Source organism: Kitasatospora griseola, from assembly GCF_014648555.1.
Classification (GTDB): domain Bacteria; phylum Actinomycetota; class Actinomycetes; order Streptomycetales; family Streptomycetaceae; genus Kitasatospora; species Kitasatospora griseola.
Genome location: NZ_BMRI01000022.1, coordinates 1 through 16,363 on the forward strand (window position 1 = coordinate 1; position 16,363 = coordinate 16,363).

The following is a 16,363-nucleotide window of genomic DNA, read 5'->3' on the forward strand; positions in this document are numbered from 1 at the left end:
GGCATCCGGCTTGGTCGTCCGAATGCCGTCGGCGATCGCCTTGGCGACCTGCCCGGTGTTGCCGTACATGCTCTCGTGGACGATCACGGCACGCGTCGTTCGTTCACTGCTCTCTGGTCAGCGGGTCGTCGGCGCCGGGCCCGGCGGGGACGGTGACGACGGGGCAGAGCGCTTGGCGGATCAGGCCGTGCGGGACGGAGCCGAGCCGCAGTCCGGTGAGTCCGCCGTGGCCGTGCCGTCCGACCACGACGGCCAGCGCGTGGGCGGACACCCGGACGAGTTCGTCGACGGGGTGGCCGCCGATGACCTCGTGGGTGAGGTCGAGGTCGGGTTCGTCGGCGGCGCAGCCCGCGGTGGCCTCGAACAGGCGCCGCCGGATCTCGGATTCGCTCTCCAGCGGCTCGAACGGCCGCACGGGTGTCCGCCGGACCCGGACGGCGCGCAGCGCCGCTCCCCGTCGGGCGGCCAGGTCGGCGGCGAAGCGCACCGCGGCCGCGCACCACGGCGAACCGTCGACGCCGACGACGACGTAGGGCGGCCGGAGGGTGGTGTGCTCGGGTTCCCGTACGACGGCGACCGGGCAGTGCGCCTGGGCGCTGACCGGAACGGTCACGGAGTAGCGGCTCAGCTTCTCCTCCAACCGGCCCAGACGGCGCGAGCCGAGCACCACGAGCGCGGCCCCCTCGGACTCCTCGCAGAGCAGCGGGGCCGGGCTCCCCTCACGGAGGACGGACTGCACCGGGAGCCGGGGGTGGCGTTCCAGCGCGATGCCCTCGGCCTTCTCCAGCGCGACCGATCCGGCGTCGCGCAGCGATTGGAGGAAGCTGCGGCCGTCGCCGTGCAGGTCACGGGGTTCGTCGGGGACGGCCTGCACCAGGCGGAGCGGGAGCCCGCGCCGCTCGGCCTCGGCGGCGGCCCAGCCGACGACCATGGGGCTGACCTGTCGGGCGTCGACGCCCAGCACGATCGGGCGGGGTTCGGTGGGCGACGTCATTGCTCCTCCACCGTTGCGCCGGCCGTTGTCCGGTGACGACCGGATCTGTTTCCACGCTAGGCGGGGCCCGGTGGGGCGGGCGAGGGCCGACCGGCCCGGCCGGGTGGGGCCTGTCGGGCCCCGTGTCGCTCGGCTTCCAGTGCGCCCGCGGCGGCGACGGCCGTGCCGCCCCGGTGGGCGGCGGGCAGAATCGGAGGGGATCGAATCCGATGTCTCCGGGAGCCGACATGGACGGGACCGGGCCCGGCGCAGCCGGACGGCGTGTGACGGTGTTCCTGCTCGACGACCACGAGGTGGTGCGCCGCGGCGTCAGGGACCTGCTGGAGGCCGAGCCCGACATCGAGGTGGTCGGCGAGGCCGGAAGTTGCGCCCGGGCCCTGGCCCGGATCCCGGCGCTCCGCCCGACGGTGGCGCTGTTGGACGTGCGACTGCCGGACGGCGACGGCGTGACGGTCTGCCGGGAGCTGCGGGACCGGCTTCCGGAACTGACCTGCCTGATGCTGACCTCGTTCGACGACGACGACGCCCTGCTGGACGCGATCATGGCGGGTGCCGCCGGGTACGTGTTGAAACAGGTCAAGGGCGCGGATCTGGTGAGCGCGGTGCGCACGGTGGCTTCGGGCCAGTCGATGCTCGACCCGGCCACCACCCGCAAGCTGATGGAGCGCCTGCGTCACCACGACGAGAGCGGCACCGGGGCGGCCCTCGCCCAACTCACGCCGCGGGAACGGGAGATCCTGACGCTGATCGGCCGCGGTGAGACCAACCGCGAGATCGGGCACGACCTGTACCTCTCCGAGAAGACGGTGAAGAACCACATCTCCCGGCTGCTGGCCAAGTTGGGCGTGGAGCGGAGGCTGCAGGCCGCCGTGCTGGCCGCGCATGCCGAGGACGAGCAGCGCACCCCGCGTCCGCACTGAGCCCGGTCGGCCGGCCCGCGGGGGCCGACCGGCCCATGCGGCGGCGGCCCGCCCCGGTGCACCGTGAACAGTGAGGGGCGCCGGCCCGGTGCCCACCGGCCAGGGGAGGCCGCGATGATGTACTGGAACGACAACGGGATGAACGGCTGGGGCATCGGCCTGATGATGCTCTCGATCCTGGTATTCCTGGGCCTGCTGATCGCCGCTGCGGTCGTGCTCCTCCACCATCTGCGCCCGGTCGCGCAGCACTCCGCGACGCGGCGACCCGACGCCGAACAGGTACTCGCCGAGCGTCTCGCCCGCGGCGAGATCGACCCCGACGAGTACCGCCGCCGCCTGGAGGTGCTGCGCGAGGGCACCGGACCGGGCGCGAGCTGAGCGGAGGTGGGCACCATGACCGTCCCGACCCTGGACGCCCTCGCGCTGGAGACCCTGGTCTCCGCCGCCGTCGCGGCGCCGTCCGTCCACAACACCCAGCCGTGGCGCTTCCGGCTGGTGCCGGAGACCTCGATGCTGGAGGTCAGGGCCGCCGCCGAGCGCGCGCTGCCGGCTGTCGACCCGGAGGGCCGCGCGCTGCACGTCTCGGTGGGCGCCGCCGTGCTCAACCTGCGCACCGCGGCCCGCCATCTCGGCTGGGCGCCCGAGGTGCGGCTGCTGCCCGACCCGGCCGAGCCGGAGCTGCTGGCGGATGTGCGCCTCGACGAGTCCGAGGCCTGCCACCTGCCGGCCGTCGAGGCGTTGTACGACGCGATCTGGCGACGGCACTCGATCCGTTCCCCGTTCACCGGACCGCCGGTCCCCGCCGAGGTGCTGGCCGAATTCGCGGACGCGGCCCGTGCGGAGGACACGGAGCTGCTGTTTCCCGACGACGCGGAGACCGAACGGCTGCTGCGGCTGACCGCCGAGGCCGAGCGGCGCAACACCACGGACTCCGATCAGAGAACCGAGACCCGCAGTTGGGTCCAGGGGCCGGGCGCGCCGCCGTACGGCATCCCCGTCTCCGCTCTGGGGCCGCAGGACGCGGGCGGGCACCTGCCGATGCGTGACTTCGGCGCGCTCGCCCCCGCGCGCCACCTCGCGCCGGTGGAGTTCGAGTCGCAGCCGCGGATCGCCGTGCTGCTGACCCGCGGGGACCGGCCGGTGGACTGGCTGCGGGCCGGCCTCGCCCTGGAGCACGTGCTGCTGGCGGCGACCGTACGCCAGGTCCGGGCCTCGCTGCTGCACCAGGCGATGGAGTGGCGGTTCCTGCGCTGGGAGGCCCGGGACCCCCGGCACGGGCCGGCGTTCGCACAGATGCTGATCCGGCTCGGCTACGGCCCGGAGGGCGCGCCGACACCCCGATTGCCGGCCGCCGACGTGATCGACAGCTGAGGTCAGCCGTCCGGCAGCGGTACCCGCCAGACCAGTTCGGTGCCGCCGGAGGGGCGGGCACGGGCGTGGAACTCGCCGCCCAGCGCGGCGGCCCGCTCGGCCAGGTTCGCCAGCCCGCTGCGCCGCCCGCCCTCGGGCAGGCCCACGCCGTCGTCGGACACGCTGACTGTGAGGTGCCCGTCGCCGGTCTCGACCACCACGTCGACGGCGCTCGCCCTGGCGTGCTTGGCGGCGTTGGACAGGGCCTCCTGGAGGACGGCGGCGGTCTCGTCGGCGATCTCCCGGGGTACGCCGACGTCGAGCAGTCCGGTCATCCGCAGGGCCGGGGCGAAGCCCAGCAGGCCGGTGGCCCGTTCGGTGGCCGCCACCACGGCGGCGCGCAGGCCGTGGGCGGCCGGTCCGGCGTCGCGTGCGCGCAGGCCGAAGATGGTGGCGCGGATGGTCCTGGCGGTCTCGTCGAGTTCGTCGATGGCCCGCAGCACCCGTTCCTCGGCCTCGGGGTGCTCGATGAAGCGGGTGGCGCCCTGGAGGGTCATGCCGACCGCGAACAGTCGCTGGATCGCCAGGTCGTGCAGGTCGCGAGCGATCCGGTCGCGTTCCTGGAGCAACGCGACCTGCTCGGAGTCGCGGCGGCGTTCGGCCAGCTCCATGGCGACTGCGGCCTGCCCGGCGAACCCCATCAAGGGCGTCGACTCGTCCGGTTCGAAGAGCGCCGACCCGGTCGTCCTGGCCAGCATCAACACGCCGCGCACGCCCAGTTCGGCGGTGCCGATCGGCACCGCGACCGCCGGGCCCAGTCCCTCCCAGCGGGGTGGGCCGACAGTGATCCGCGGGTCGTTGCGGACGTCGCTGCTGGTCACCAGCATGCCGGAGCGAGCGGCCGCACCCATGAACGTGCCTGCCAGCGGGAGCATCAGCCCGCGGTGTTCACGCGCTCCCTGGCCGACGGCAATTCGCACCTCCAGTTCTTCGCCGTCGGGCAACAGCAGGGCGACCGCCGCGAGGTCGGCGCGGGCGATCTCGCCGGCGCGCGTCACCAGCAGGTCGAGCACCTCCTGCTCGGCGCTGCCCGACAGCAGGCTGCTGGTGACCGCCGCGCCTGCGGCCAGCCACTGCTCGCGCAGCCGGGCCCGGGCGTACAGCCGGGCGTTCTCGATGGCCACACCGGCCGCGACGGCGAGGGTCTCCAGCACCGCCTCGTCCTCGGCGTCGAACTCGTCCGCGCCGCGCTTCTCGGTCAGGTAGAGGTTGCCGAACACCTTGCCGCGGATGCGGATCGGCACACCCAGGAAGCTGTGCATCGACGGGTGGTTCGGCGGGAAGCCGTAGGAGGCGGGGTGGTCGGCGATCCGGGCGAGCCGAAGCGGCTCCGGGTGGCGGATGAGTTCGCCGAGGATGCCGTGGCCGGAGGGCAGCGGGCCGATCCGCCGGGCCTGTTCCTCGGTGACGCCGACCGGGACGAACTGCGACAACCGTTGGTCCTCGCCGATCACGCCGAGCGCCCCGTACTCGGCGTCGACCAGGTTCGCGGCGGCCTCGACGATGTGCCGCAGCACCTGGGTCAGATCGAGGTCGCGCCCGACCGCGAGGACGGCCTCCAGCAGGTTGTGCACCCGGTCGCGGGTTCCGCGCGCAGCGTCCAGCCGGCCCTGCAGCTCGTCCAGCAGGTCATCCAGCCTGAGCTGCGGCACCGGCGTCGGGCTCTCTTCTGCGCTGCCCACCGTGATCCTCCGGGCTCGGTGACGGCGTTTCCAGCGTAGGTGCGACGTCCCGGGAGAGCGCGTGGTGCGGCCGGTCCGGTAGGGCCGGTCGGCCCCTCCGCCCGACCCTGGCAGGCCCATGGCCTGGGCGGTCGGGGCGCGGAGGCTGGAAGGTGGAAGTACTTTCGAGTTCGCCCTGTTCCGGACCTGAACGCCAGGAGGTGGAATCCCATGGACGTCCAGCCCCCGGCCGACCCGTCGGCCGCCGAAGCGGTCGCCCGCCGGATCGCCGTCCGCCAGAGCCTGCTCGGCATCGACACGGACACGCTGGCAATGCTCACGGGCATGTCACGCCGCTACCTGGAGTTCCTGACCACGGCCGGCCCGTCCTTCGACCCGAACGGCTTCCTGCGGATCGCCGCCGCGCTCGGCATGACCTACCAGGAGCTGCTGGCCGGCCGACCCGACCGGCCCCCCGGGCAGGGGTCGCCCGCGCTCCAGCCGGTGCTGGTGCGGCTCAGCAGGGAGGAGTGCTGGGACGACCTCGGCGCGCGGGGCGTCGGTCGCATCGCCCTGCCCGGCGACCACGGACCTGCCGTCTTCCCCGTCAACTACGCCGTGGACCGCCACACGGTCGTCTACCGCACCCGCGACCACGGCGCCACCGACCCGCCGCCCGGCACCGACGTCTCCTTCGAGGTCGACCGCATCGACGACCGCCGCAGCACCGGCTGGAGCGTCCTGATCACCGGCCGTGCCGAACACATCGACGACCCACCCACCCTCCAACGGCTCCTCCGCGACCTCGCCGTCCAACCCTGGGCCGGCGGCCCGCGCGACCGCTGGATCCGCATCCGCCCCGCAACGGTGTCCGGACGCCGGATCACCAGCATGCCTGCCGAGGCCGAGGACTGAGCCGCGCCCCGCACCCGCGGGCCCCACCGGCCGAAGGAGCGCCGCCATGACCGAACAGCCAGCGAGCACCGTCCCTTCCCCGGCACCGCGTGGGCGGGCGGACCGGGCATCCGGCGAGGAGGCGCTGCTCACCGACGGCAGCACCGTGCGGATACGCCCCCTCACCCCGGCCGACCGTCCGCAGGTGCTCGCGCTGCACGCGGACCGCATGTCGGAGGCCAGCCGACGGCTGCGCTTCCTCGGCACCAGCCGACGCGCCCCAGAACTGACGGCCGACCGGCTGTGCGGGCCGCCCCGCCCCGAGCTGTACGCGCTCGGCGCGTGGACCGCGGGCGTACTCGTCGGGGAGGCCGACTTCGAGACTGCCGCCGAACGGCCCGACACCGCGGAACTGGCCGTCGCGGTGGCCGACGCCTGGCACCACCGCGGCGTCGGCAGCCTGCTGCTGGAGTACCTGGTGCACGCCGCCCGGGAGCGCGGCGTCGCCGCGTTCGAGGCGGACGCCCTGGCAGGTAACAGCGCTGTACACCGTCTGTTCTCCGACCTCGGGCTGCCGGTGCACCGCCGCTACCGGGAGGGCGAGGTCCGGGTCCAGGTCCCGCTGGCCGGCGCGGACACGGATGAGCACTACCTGCGGGCGGTGGAGGAACGCGGCCGCACCGCCGATCTCGCCAGCCTCACCGCCCTGCTGCGGCCGCACTCGGTCGCCGTCCTGGGTGCTTCCCGGCGGTCGGGGTCGGTCGGGCAGAGCGTGCTGCGCAAGATCCGCGACGGCGGGTTCCACGGCGAGGTGTGGGCGGTCAACCCGCACGCCGAGCGGGTCGCCGGCATGCCCGCCTATCCTTCGCTCGAAGCGCTGCCCCGGATCCCCGAGCTGGCGGTGCTCGCCGTTCCGGCCACCGCCGTCCCCGCCGCGGCCGAGGAGTGCGGCCGGGCCGGCGTACACGGCCTGGTGGTACTGACCTCCGGCCTGGACGCCGATCAGGCGCGGCAGTTGCTGCACAGCTGCCGGGCGCACTCGATGCGACTCGTCGGCCCGAACAGCCTGGGCATCGCCCAGACCGACCCCGCGGTGCGGCTGGACGCCGAGTTCGGCGGCGCCTTCCCGCAGCCCGGCACGGCGGGGGTCGCCGTGCAGTCCGGCGGCGTCGGCATCGCGCTGCTGGAGCAACTGGCCTGGCTGGGCATCGGTGTGTCGACGTTCGTCTCGCTCGGCGACAAGTACGACGTCAGCGCCAACGACCTGCTGCAGTGGTGGGAGAGCGACGACCGCACGAACCTGGCCCTGCTGCACCTCGAATCCTTCGGCAACCCGCGGGCGTTCGCCCGCACCGCCCGCCGGGTCACCCGCCGCTTCCCGGTCCTGACCGTCGACGCCGGACGCTCCTCGGCCGGCCGCCGCGGGGCCGCCGCACACACCGCCGCCGCTGCCGTCCCGGCCGTCACCCGGGCCGCCCTGTTCGACCAGGCCGGAATCACCGCCACCCGTTCCGTCGCCGAGCTGGTGGAGACTGCGGCACTGCTGCACGCCCAACCGCTGCCCGCGGAGCGCGGCGCAATCGCCGTGGTCTCCAACGCCGCGGGGATCGGCATCCTCACCGCCGACGCCTGCGTCGAGGCCGGGCTGCACCTGCCCGGCCTGCCGGACAGACTCGCCGACCGGCTGCGCCGCGCGCTGCCCGACGGCGCGGGCACCGGCAACCCGGTCGACATCACCCCCGCCGCCGGGCCCGACGAACTGCTCCACAGCCTCGACATCCTGGAACACAGCGGCACCGTGGACGCTCTGGTGGTGTGCCTGGTACCCACCGCACTGGCCGCCGGCCCGGACCGGGACCCGTTGCGTGCGCTCCTGGACGGCCCGGGACGGCGCCGCCTTCCGGTCGCCGCCGTGCGGATCGACCAGCAGGCGCCGGTCGGCTTCCTGACGGCCCGGGAGGGCACCCTGATCCCCGCCTACGCCGATTCCCGCTCGGTTGCTTCCGCCCTGGCCGCCGCCCACGCGCGAGCCCGCATGCTTGCCCGTCCCGCGTCCGCCGAGGCCGAGCTGCCGGACTGCGACCCCGCGGCCGCACAACGGCTGGTGGACGGATTCCTCGCCGAACGGCCGAACGGCGGCCTGCTCGACCCGGCACGCACCGCCGACCTGCTGGAGTGCTACCGCCTGCCGCTGACCACGACGGTCTGGGCCCCCGACGAGCACACGGCCGTCCTCGCCGCCCGGTCGCTGCGCCTGCTCGGCCACGGCGGCCGGGCGGTGCTGAGCGCCCACCGGGCCGGACAGCCGGCCTCGGAATCGTCGAGGACCGTCCGTTCCGACGCCGAAACGCGCGACGCCTTCCGGGAGTCGACCGCGTCCTCGGGCGGACGGACGACCGGCGTGCTGGTCCGCCCGGCGGCCGCGCCCGGTGTCGACCTGCGCATCGACGTCCGCCAGGACGAGGTGTTCGGCCCGCTGGTGCTGCTCGGCCTCGGCGGACCGACCGGCGAACTGCTGGACGACCGGGCCGCCCGTCTCGCGCCGCTGGCCGAGGCCGACCCCGCCGCGATGGTCGCCGAACTGCACGCCGAACCGCTGTTCCCGAGCCGTCGCCCGGCCGACTTGGCCGAACTGCACCAGGTACTGGTCGGAGTGTCGCGGATGGCCACCGACCTGCCGCAGCTCACCGAGGCCCGGCTCTGCCCCGTCGTCGTCCGGTCCGACGGCGTGCTCTGCACCGACGCGCTGATCCGCGTCGAGCCGCGGCTGCCGTTCGACCCGTACCTGCGCCGGCTGCGCCGTCGACCGCTCACCGAAGCGTCGGGGTGAACCGCCCGCCTGCCCGGCATCAGCCCGGAGACCGCTCCTGGGTCCCGGGCCGGGTGTAGTGGTGGATCCGGGCGTCCGGGCCGGGGAAGTACTCCGACACCCGTCCGGTGTCGGACCAGCGCACGTCGTACGGCGGGCTGCCGTCGGCGTGGTGCAGGGCGACGACCTCGCCGTCGCGGCGGGCCGCACCGGGGCGGGTGCCCTCGACGATGAGGCGGTCTCCGATCGAGGCTCTCATGGCGCTCTCCTCTCCCTCGGGGACACGTCTGTCCACGACGGTTTCCCGGAGTCCTTTCCAGCATCCACCGGTCGCCGGGCGTCCGCGTGGGCCGCCGGGACCAGCTGCGGGGACCGGTCGGCCCTGTCCCGGCGCGGCCGGTCGGGCCGATGGTGGAGGTAGCGGAACCGAGCGGCGGAGGAGTGAGGACCATGCAGCACCGCAGTGTCGCCGAGCTGATGACCCGTGAGGTGGTGACGGCCCGACCGGACACCTCGTTCAAGGAGGTCGCCGCGCTGTTCCACCGCAACGACATCACCGCAGTTCCGGTGGTCGACGACCAGGACCGGCCGGTCGGCATGGTCTCCGAGGCGGACCTGCTCCGCAAGGAGGCCGTCCTGCCGGACCCGGAGGACCGCCATCCGGGCCGTTGGCTTCGGCCGACCGACCAGGCCCGTGCCGAGGCGGAGACCGCCGGTGGGCTGATGACCAGCCCCGTGGTGACCGCGCGGGCGTCCTGGTATGTCGGCGAGGCCGCCCGCCAGATGGACCGCCACCGGGTCAAGCGCCTGCCGGTGGTGGACGAGGCGGGCCGCCTCATCGGCATCGTCAGCCGGGCCGATCTGCTGCAGGTCTTCCTGCGGCACGACGGCGCGATCCATGAGGAGATCGTCCACGACGTCCTCGGCCGTACCCTGTGGCTGGCCCCGGAGACCGTCGGCGTCACCGTGCAGGACGGCGTGGTCACCCTCACCGGCCGTCTCCCCCGCCGCAGCCTGATCCCGCTCGCCGAGCGCCTGTGCCGCGCGGTCGACGGCGTGGTGGCCGTCCACCAGTCCCTGGACTGGACCGAGGACGACACCGGAACCGCGTTCGAGCATCCCCACGCCTACCGGGCGGGCGGCAGCTGAACATTCGGACGCCCCGGGGCGGCAGCGTCACCTGCCGCCCTCCGCGTCGGCGACGCACTGTTTGACGGCGGCGAAGCTGTCCGGTGCGACGGAGACCGAGTCGATGCCGCAGTGCACCAGGAAGCGGGTGAACTGCGGGTCGTTGCTCGGTCGTTGACCGCACAGGCCGACCGGTCGGCCCGCCGCGTGGGCGGCGGTGACCAGGTGCTCGATGGAGCGGGTGACGGCGGGGTCGGTCTCGTCGAAGAGGTGGGAGAGCAGGTCGGAGTCCCGGTCCACACCGAGGGTGAGCTGGGTGAGGTCGTTGCTGCCGATGGAGAAGCCGTCGAAGCGTTCGGCGAACTCCTCGACGAGCACGATGTTGGAGGGGATCTCGGCCATCACGTACACCTTCAGGCCGTTGCGGCCGCGCTCCAGCCCGTTCGCGGCCATTTCGGCGAGCACCCGGTCGGCCTCCTCCGGGGTGCGGCAGAACGGGATCATCACCACGAGGTTGGTCAGGCCGATCTCGTCGCGGACGCGGCGCAGCGCCCGGCACTCCAGGGCGAAGCCTTCGCGGTAGCGGTCGTCGTAGTAGCGGCTCGCGCCGCGCCAGCCGATCATCGGGTTGGCCTCGACGGGTTCGAAGGGGCGGCCGCCGAGCAGGCGGGCGTACTCGTTGGTCTTGAAGTCGCTGGTGCGGACGATCACCGGGTCGGGCCGGCGGGAGGCGACGAGCGGGGCGATTCCCTGGGCGAGCCGGTCGACGAAGTACTCGGTGGGGTCGGACCGGCCGTCGGTGAGGGCGTCGACGGCCCGCCGGTCCTCGGGGGACAGGCGCTCCGGGTGGATCAGCGCCATCGGGTGGACCCGCACCTGGTGGGCGACCACGAACTCCGTCCGGGCCAGGCCGACGCCGTCGGCGGGCAGTTGCCACCAGCGGAACGCGGCGGCCGGGTCGGCGAGGTTCAGCATGACGCGGGTGCGGGTCTTCGGCAGCGTGCCGAGGTCGGTCTGCGTCTCCTCCCAGTCGACCCGGCCTGCGTAGACGTGGCCCTGCTCGCCTTCGGCGCAGGAGACGGTGACCTCCTGGCCGTTCTCCAGCACGCGGGTGGCCCGCCCGGTGCCGATCACTGCGGGGACGCCGAGTTCGCGACTGACGATCGCGGCGTGCGACGTGCGGCCGCCATGGTCGGTGACGATCGCCGAGGCGCGCTTCATCAGCGGTTCCCAGTCGGGGTCGGTGATCGTGGTGACCAGCACCGCCCCCTGCGGGAAGCGGGCGATCTCGCCGGGTGCCGACAGCGCGCAGACCGGGCCGTGCCCGATCGCCTGGCCGACGGCGAGGCCGTCCACCAGCCGCTCGCCGGTCCCGGTCAGCCGGTAGTGGCGCAGCACCGAGCCGGCCCGCCGGGACTGCACGGTCTCCGGCCGGGCCTGGACCAGGAAGAGTTCGCCGGTCCGACCGTCCTTGGCCCACTCCAGGTCCATCGGGCAGCCGTAGTGGCGTTCGACCGCGACGGCCCACCGGCCGAGCGTGGCGAGGTCGCTGTCGTCGAGGACCCGGGCGGCGCGTTCCTCGGCGGTGGTGTCGACGGTCCGGGTGGAACCCTGCTCCCCGTAGACGGCCTTGCGGCGCTTGGCGCCGACGGTGGCCCGTAGCAGCGGCGTCCGCTCCGCCCCGTCGTCGAGCAGCGGCTTGTACAGCAGGTACTCGTCGGGGTCGACCTGCCCGCCGACCACGGTCTCACCGAGCCCCCAGGCGGCGCTGACCAGCACCACGTCGGGGTAGCCGGTCTCGGTGTCGAGGGTGAACGCGACGCCGGCGCTGCCGAGGTCGGAGCGCACCATCAGCTGCACGCCGACGGACAGGGCGACCGCGAGCTGGTCGAAGCCCAACCGCTGCCGGTAGTCGATCGCCCGGTCGGTGAACAGCGAGGCGCAGCAGCGCCGGCAGGCGTCCAGCAGGGCGGGGACGCCCCGCACGTTCAGGAAGGTCTCCTGCTGCCCGGCGAAGCTGGCCTCGGGCAGGTCCTCGGCGGTTGCGCTGGAGCGCACCGCGACGTCCGGGTCGGCCCGGCCGGTGGATTGCGCCAACTGCCGGTAGGCGTCGGCGAGTTCCGCTTCGAGTTGCGGCGGCAGCGGGGTGGCCAGCAGCGCGGCTCGGACGGCCGCGCCCACCTCCGGCAGCGCACCGTCCTTTCCCAACCGACCGAGTTGCTCCTCGACCCGCTGCCGCAGGCCGGCGGTGTCGAGGAATTCGCGGAAGGCGTCCGCGGTGGTGGCGAATCCGCCGGGAACCCGGACCCCGGCGGTCGTGAGCCGGTTGGTGAGTTCGCCGAGGGAGGCGTTCTTGCCGCCGACCAGGGGTACGTCGGCGCGGCCCAGCTCGGTGAAGGGGATGATCCGTCGCATGTCGTCCTCCCCGGTCAGTAGGGCATCGGGCGGCCGGACGGGGTCCGCAGGTCCAGTGGGGGACGCGGCTCCGGGCGGGTCGGGCGTCTGCGGATCCGAATGCGGTCCATGGCTCTACCACCTCCTGGGTGGGCGTCTTTCCCACGGTCTCTCGCCGCGCGGGCCGTTTCCAGGCCGGGCGGCCCGGCCGGCAGCAGGTCAGCTGGGCCGGCTGCGGGTCCAGCGGGGTTCGACCTGCTGCCACTCGGCGCCCCAGCGGGCGTAGCGGCGGCGGTCCAGGACGTACGTCGTGCCCCTCCAGGTCAGTGCGCAGGCCAGCGGCACGGCGGCGGCGGTGATCAGGGCGGCGGTCCAGGCCGCTGCGGTGGCCTGGCCGGCGGCGGCCGGTGCGTGGACGACGTTGCCGTGGGCGTCCAGCCAGATCTGCACCGGTGCGCCGGCGTCCTGGCCGGAGTCCACGGTGGCGGTGGCCCGGTGCGCGGCGCCGTCGGCGGTCCACGTCACGGCGGCCGACACGGTGCCGAGGTCCGGGAAGGCCGGGACGTCCTCGGCGAGCCGCGCCGTCACCGGGTGCCGGCCGGCGGCCTGGGCCCGGTCGGCCCGGGCCTCGGCAGTGTGGACGGCCAGTCCGACGGCGAGCGCCGCCGGGAGCCCGGCGATCGCGAGGACCAGCAGGATCCGGGCCAGCCACCACTGGACGCGGTCGCTGCCCCGTCTGAGCGGGTTGTTCCGTTGCCCCGGGTGCGCACGCATGACGTCCGCCTCCTCACCGGTCGGCCGTGGCCCCGTCTCCAGCTTCCCGGGGACGGTCGTGGCCCGACGTGGTCCGAACGGCCCTTTCGGTCCGGAAACCGGACCGGACCGTCGGGCCGGTCCGCCCGCGAGGGGCACGCGGGTGCGCGGAGGCGGCGTCACCGCCGGGACGCCTTGGAACAGCGGCCCGCGCCGGGGCGCCCGCACCCGGGCCCGACCGGCCGGGGCGCGTCACTCTCGCCCGGCCGCCGGCGGGCGGGGCCCGTGCGGGGGTGGCCACCGGCACCGAGAGTGGAACCGAGGAACCCCCCGTCGACGCCCACCGCGGAGATCAGCCCGATGAACGCACCCGCACCGCTCGCCGAGATCGACGAGTCCGGCCTCGCCGCGCTCTTCGACGCCCTGGTCCGCCGCGGCCGGACCGTGGTAGGCCCCACTGTGAAGGACGATGCGATCGTCCTTGCCGAACTCGGCTCGGCGGCCGAGCTGCCGCACGGCTGGGGCGTCGAGACCGAACCCGGCGGTTACCGCCTGCGGCCGCGCACCGACCGGGCGGCGTTCGCCCACTCGGCCGGGCCCCAGTCGTGGAAGACCTTCCTGCACCCGCCCCGGGCCCGGCTCTGGCAGGCCGACCGGGCCTCCGACGGCACCGTCACCGTCCGCGAGGACGACGCCCCGGCGCCGCGGTACGCCTTCCTCGGCGTCCGGCCGTGCGACCTGCGCGCCATCGCCGTCCAGGACCGCGTACTGACCGCGGGCGCGTACCGGGACCCGGTGTACGGCCGGCGCCGCGACGGCGTCTTCCTGATCGTGGTCGAGTGCACCGAGCCGGGCGGGGTGTGCTTCTGCACCTCCATGGGCACCGGCCCCGGCCTGCCCGAGGGTTCGGCCTTCGACCTCGCCCTCACCGAGACCGCCGGACCCGGGGGGCTGAGCTACCTGATCCGCGCGGGCAGCCCGGAGGGGTCGGAGCTGCTGGCCGAGCTGCCGGCCCGGCCCACCGACGGCGTGCGGGCCCGCGCGGCCGTCGCCGGAGCCGCCGGGCGGATGGGCCGCGAGGTCGACGCCTCCGACCTGCGCGCGCTGATGGCGGGCACGATGACCGCCGAACGCTGGAACCAGGTCGCCGACCGCTGCCTGACCTGCGGCAACTGCACGATGGTCTGTCCCACCTGCTTCTGCACCACCACCGAGGAGACCACCGACCTCACCGGCGACCACGCCGAGCGCTGGCGCCGCTGGGACTCCTGCTTCGACCTGGACTTCTCCCACCTGCACGGCGTCGGCCCCGTCCGCAGCTCCGCCCGCAGCCGCTACCGCCAGTGGCTGACGCACAAGCTCGGCACCTGGTACGACCAGTTCGGGTCCTCCGGCTGCGTGGGCTGTGGCCGCTGCATCGCCTGGTGCCCGGTCGGCATCGACATCACCGAGGAGGTCACGGCGCTGCGCGCCGAGTCCGGCGCGGCGGGGGCCCGGTGACGGCCGCCATGACCCCGGTGCCCTACCGGGTCGCCGACCGCCGGCAGGAGAGCGCCGACACCGTCACGCTCACCCTGGCGCCGGCCGCGCACGCCCTGCCGCCGTTCCGACCGGGCCAGTTCGCGATGCTGTACGCCTTCGGGGTGGGCGAGGCACCGCTCTCGGTCAGCGGGATCTCCGGAAACCTGCTGCACCACACCGTCCGCGCGGTCGGCAAGGTCAGCGAGGCGCTGTGCCGGGCCGAACCGGGCAACTGGATCGGGGTCCGGGGCCCGTACGGGACAGCGTGGCCCACGCCGCCCGCCGGCGATGACGTGCTGGTCGTCGCCGGCGGCATCGGCCTCGCACCGCTGCGCCCGGTGATCGTCGAGTCCCTGGCCCGGTCGGGACGCCTCTCGGTCCTGGTGGGCTACCGCGAACCCGGCGAGCAGCTCTTCCCCGCCGAGCTGCCGCTCTGGCGGCGCCGCGCCCAGGTGCTGGTCACCGTCGACCGCCCCACGCCCGGCTGGCAGGGCCCGGTCGGCCTGGTCACCGCGCTGCTGGACACCGCCGACTGCCGCACCGACCGCTGCACCGCGTTCCTGTGCGGACCGGAGCCGATGATGCGCGCCACCGTCGGCGAACTGCTGCGGCGCGGTGTTCCCGCCGAACGGATCGTGCTCTCGCTGGAGCGGAACATGCACTGCGGCACCGGCTGGTGCGGCCACTGCCAGCTCGGTCCGCTGCTGCTCTGCCGGGACGGCCCGGTGGTCGACTGGGCCCGGGCCGGCGAGCCGCTGTCGGTCTCCGAACGATGAGGTGGTGAAGGACCGTGACCGCACCCCGGCTGGCCGTCTGGAAGTTCTCCTCCTGCGACGGCTGCCAGCTCACCCTGCTCGACCTGGAGGACGAACTCGTATCCCTCTCGGGCGAGTTGGAGATCGGCTACTTCCTGGAGGCGACCAGCGACACGCTGCCCCCGCCGTACGACCTGTCGCTGGTCGAAGGCTCGGTGGCGGCCGGCGCCGACCTGGAACGGATCCGGTGGATCCGGGAGCAGTCCCGCCACCTGGTGACCATCGGCGCCTGCGCCACCGCCGGCGGTGTGCAGGCGCTGCGCAACCTGTCACCGCTGCCCGAGTACCAGTCCGTGGTGTACGCCCGCCCCGACTACCTCGACAGCCTGGACGACTCCACGCCGATCTCCGCGCACGTCCCGGTCGACTTCGAACTGCGCGGCTGCCCGATCGACAAGCGGCAGCTGTTGGAGGTCATCACTGCCTTCCTCGCCGACCGCAAGCCCGACATCCCCACCCACAGCGTCTGCTTCGAATGCAAACTGCGCGGCACCACCTGCGTCACCGTCGCCCACGGCACACCGTGCCTGGGGCCGGTCACCCACGCCGGCTGCGGCGCGCTCTGCCCCGCGTACGGGCGCGGCTGCTACGGCTGCTTCGGCCCGGTGCCCACGACACCCGGCGGGGGCGGGCCGAACACCCGGGCGATGCTGCCGCTGCTGCGGCGCGACGGCCTGTCGGAGGCGGACATCGCCCGCCTCTACCGCACCTTCAACGCCGAGGCGCCGGAGTTCGCCGAGGCCGCCCGCCAGGCCGAGGAGGAAGCCCGGTGAGCCACCGCACGGAGCGTCTGCTCACCGTCGGCGCACTCGCCCGGGTCGAGGGCGAGGGGGCGCTGCGCATCCGGGTCCACGACGGCGAGGTGACCGACGTCCAGCTGGACATCTACGAACCGCCCCGCTACTTCGAGGCCCTGCTGCGCGGGCGCCGCCACACCGAGCCGCCCGACCTGACCGCCCGGATCTGCGGGATCTGCCCGGTCGCCTACCAGATGACCGCCTGCCAGGCGGTCGAGGACGCCTGCGGGGTGCGGGTGGACGGCCCGCTCGCCGAGCTGCGGCGGC

General features: G+C 74.4%; 15 protein-coding genes. 10 read left to right on the plus strand and 5 right to left on the minus strand.

Annotated features, from left to right (window positions below; genetic code table 11):
* Window positions 1–103: 103 nt before the first annotated feature.
* Entirely contained in the window at window positions 104–994 is an 891-nt protein-coding gene (locus IEZ12_RS24635) for a universal stress protein (RefSeq protein ID WP_189274769.1), read from the minus strand.
* Window positions 995–1,221: 227 nt separating this feature from the next.
* On the opposite strand from IEZ12_RS24635, the gene IEZ12_RS24640 reads away from it, so the two are divergent.
* From IEZ12_RS24640 to IEZ12_RS24650, 3 genes are all read left to right on the plus strand, one after another.
* Window positions 1,222–1,914 (plus strand): response regulator, encoded by a 693-nt coding sequence (locus IEZ12_RS24640; RefSeq protein ID WP_189274770.1) that lies wholly within the window; start codon window positions 1,222–1,224, stop codon window positions 1,912–1,914.
* 114 nt (window positions 1,915–2,028) lie between these two features.
* The gene (locus IEZ12_RS24645) at window positions 2,029–2,292 is read left to right on the plus strand and encodes an SHOCT domain-containing protein (RefSeq protein WP_189274772.1); all 264 of its coding nucleotides are present in this window, start codon (window positions 2,029–2,031) and stop codon (window positions 2,290–2,292) included.
* Window positions 2,293–2,307: 15 nt separating this feature from the next.
* On the plus strand, window positions 2,308–3,285 hold the full coding sequence (locus IEZ12_RS24650) for an Acg family FMN-binding oxidoreductase (protein WP_189274774.1): 978 nt from the start codon (window positions 2,308–2,310) through the stop codon (window positions 3,283–3,285).
* A gap of 2 nt (window positions 3,286–3,287) precedes the next feature.
* On the opposite strand, the gene IEZ12_RS24655 is transcribed toward IEZ12_RS24650, so the two are convergent.
* A complete protein-coding gene (locus IEZ12_RS24655; protein WP_229847923.1) occupies window positions 3,288–5,006 on the minus strand; it encodes a sensor histidine kinase in 1,719 nt (572 codons plus the stop codon).
* 210 nt (window positions 5,007–5,216) lie between these two features.
* On the opposite strand from IEZ12_RS24655, the gene IEZ12_RS24660 reads away from it, so the two are divergent.
* Window positions 5,217–5,900 (plus strand): pyridoxamine 5'-phosphate oxidase family protein, encoded by a 684-nt coding sequence (locus IEZ12_RS24660; protein ID WP_189274778.1) that lies wholly within the window; start codon window positions 5,217–5,219, stop codon window positions 5,898–5,900.
* 46 nt (window positions 5,901–5,946) lie between these two features.
* A complete protein-coding gene (locus IEZ12_RS24665) occupies window positions 5,947–8,709 on the plus strand; it encodes a bifunctional acetate--CoA ligase family protein/GNAT family N-acetyltransferase (protein WP_229847925.1) in 2,763 nt (920 codons plus the stop codon).
* A gap of 19 nt (window positions 8,710–8,728) precedes the next feature.
* Here IEZ12_RS24665 and IEZ12_RS24670 read toward each other — a convergent pair whose 3' ends face one another.
* Window positions 8,729–8,947: a DUF1918 domain-containing protein gene (locus tag IEZ12_RS24670; RefSeq protein ID WP_189274780.1), complete on the minus strand. Its 219-nt coding sequence runs from the start codon at window positions 8,945–8,947 to the stop codon at window positions 8,729–8,731.
* Window positions 8,948–9,138: 191 nt separating this feature from the next.
* On the opposite strand from IEZ12_RS24670, the gene IEZ12_RS24675 reads away from it, so the two are divergent.
* Window positions 9,139–9,837, plus strand: coding sequence for a CBS domain-containing protein (locus tag IEZ12_RS24675; protein WP_189274781.1), 699 nt, complete (start codon window positions 9,139–9,141; stop codon window positions 9,835–9,837).
* 27 nt (window positions 9,838–9,864) lie between these two features.
* On the opposite strand, the gene ppsA is transcribed toward IEZ12_RS24675, so the two are convergent.
* Together ppsA and IEZ12_RS24685 are read right to left on the minus strand one after the other, a co-directional pair.
* The gene (gene ppsA / locus IEZ12_RS24680; RefSeq protein WP_189274783.1) at window positions 9,865–12,231 is read right to left on the minus strand and encodes a phosphoenolpyruvate synthase; all 2,367 of its coding nucleotides are present in this window, start codon (window positions 12,229–12,231) and stop codon (window positions 9,865–9,867) included.
* 198 nt (window positions 12,232–12,429) lie between these two features.
* A complete protein-coding gene (locus tag IEZ12_RS24685; RefSeq protein ID WP_189274785.1) occupies window positions 12,430–12,984 on the minus strand; it encodes an Rv1733c family protein in 555 nt (184 codons plus the stop codon).
* Window positions 12,985–13,323: 339 nt separating this feature from the next.
* Here IEZ12_RS24685 and IEZ12_RS24690 point away from each other — a divergent pair, with 339 nt between their 5' ends.
* From IEZ12_RS24690 to IEZ12_RS38970, 4 genes are all read left to right on the plus strand, one after another.
* Window positions 13,324–14,463 (plus strand): 4Fe-4S dicluster domain-containing protein, encoded by a 1,140-nt coding sequence (locus IEZ12_RS24690; RefSeq protein WP_189274787.1) that lies wholly within the window; start codon window positions 13,324–13,326, stop codon window positions 14,461–14,463.
* Between the two features lie 8 nt (window positions 14,464–14,471).
* Window positions 14,472–15,260 (plus strand): FAD/NAD(P)-binding protein, encoded by a 789-nt coding sequence (locus IEZ12_RS24695; RefSeq protein ID WP_189274789.1) that lies wholly within the window; start codon window positions 14,472–14,474, stop codon window positions 15,258–15,260.
* A 14-nt stretch (window positions 15,261–15,274) separates the two neighbouring features.
* The gene (locus tag IEZ12_RS38965) at window positions 15,275–16,072 is read left to right on the plus strand and encodes an NADH-quinone oxidoreductase subunit B family protein (RefSeq protein ID WP_229847926.1); all 798 of its coding nucleotides are present in this window, start codon (window positions 15,275–15,277) and stop codon (window positions 16,070–16,072) included.
* Window positions 16,069–16,363, plus strand: a 295-nt coding sequence (locus IEZ12_RS38970) for a nickel-dependent hydrogenase large subunit (protein WP_229847928.1), incomplete at its 3' end; no start/stop codon positions are given. The genes IEZ12_RS38965 and IEZ12_RS38970, both read left to right, overlap by 4 nt.

What these genes read in the sequence shown, in the direction of transcription:
- IEZ12_RS24635 (WP_189274769.1), bottom strand. Translation starts at nt 994, where the DNA reads ATGACGTCGCCCACCGAACCCCGCCCGATCGTGCTGGGCGTCGACGCC.
- IEZ12_RS24640 (WP_189274770.1), top strand. Translation starts at nt 1,222, where the DNA reads ATGGACGGGACCGGGCCCGGCGCAGCCGGACGGCGTGTGACGGTGTTC.
- IEZ12_RS24645 (WP_189274772.1), top strand. Translation starts at nt 2,029, where the DNA reads ATGATGTACTGGAACGACAACGGGATGAACGGCTGGGGCATCGGCCTG.
- IEZ12_RS24650 (WP_189274774.1), top strand. Translation starts at nt 2,308, where the DNA reads ATGACCGTCCCGACCCTGGACGCCCTCGCGCTGGAGACCCTGGTCTCC.
- IEZ12_RS24660 (WP_189274778.1), top strand. Translation starts at nt 5,217, where the DNA reads ATGGACGTCCAGCCCCCGGCCGACCCGTCGGCCGCCGAAGCGGTCGCC.
- IEZ12_RS24665 (WP_229847925.1), top strand. Translation starts at nt 5,947, where the DNA reads ATGACCGAACAGCCAGCGAGCACCGTCCCTTCCCCGGCACCGCGTGGG.
- IEZ12_RS24670 (WP_189274780.1), bottom strand. Translation starts at nt 8,947, where the DNA reads ATGAGAGCCTCGATCGGAGACCGCCTCATCGTCGAGGGCACCCGCCCC.
- IEZ12_RS24675 (WP_189274781.1), top strand. Translation starts at nt 9,139, where the DNA reads ATGCAGCACCGCAGTGTCGCCGAGCTGATGACCCGTGAGGTGGTGACG.
- ppsA (WP_189274783.1), bottom strand. Translation starts at nt 12,231, where the DNA reads ATGCGACGGATCATCCCCTTCACCGAGCTGGGCCGCGCCGACGTACCC.
- IEZ12_RS24685 (WP_189274785.1), bottom strand. Translation starts at nt 12,984, where the DNA reads ATGCGTGCGCACCCGGGGCAACGGAACAACCCGCTCAGACGGGGCAGC.
- IEZ12_RS24690 (WP_189274787.1), top strand. Translation starts at nt 13,324, where the DNA reads ATGAACGCACCCGCACCGCTCGCCGAGATCGACGAGTCCGGCCTCGCC.
- IEZ12_RS24695 (WP_189274789.1), top strand. Translation starts at nt 14,472, where the DNA reads ATGACCCCGGTGCCCTACCGGGTCGCCGACCGCCGGCAGGAGAGCGCC.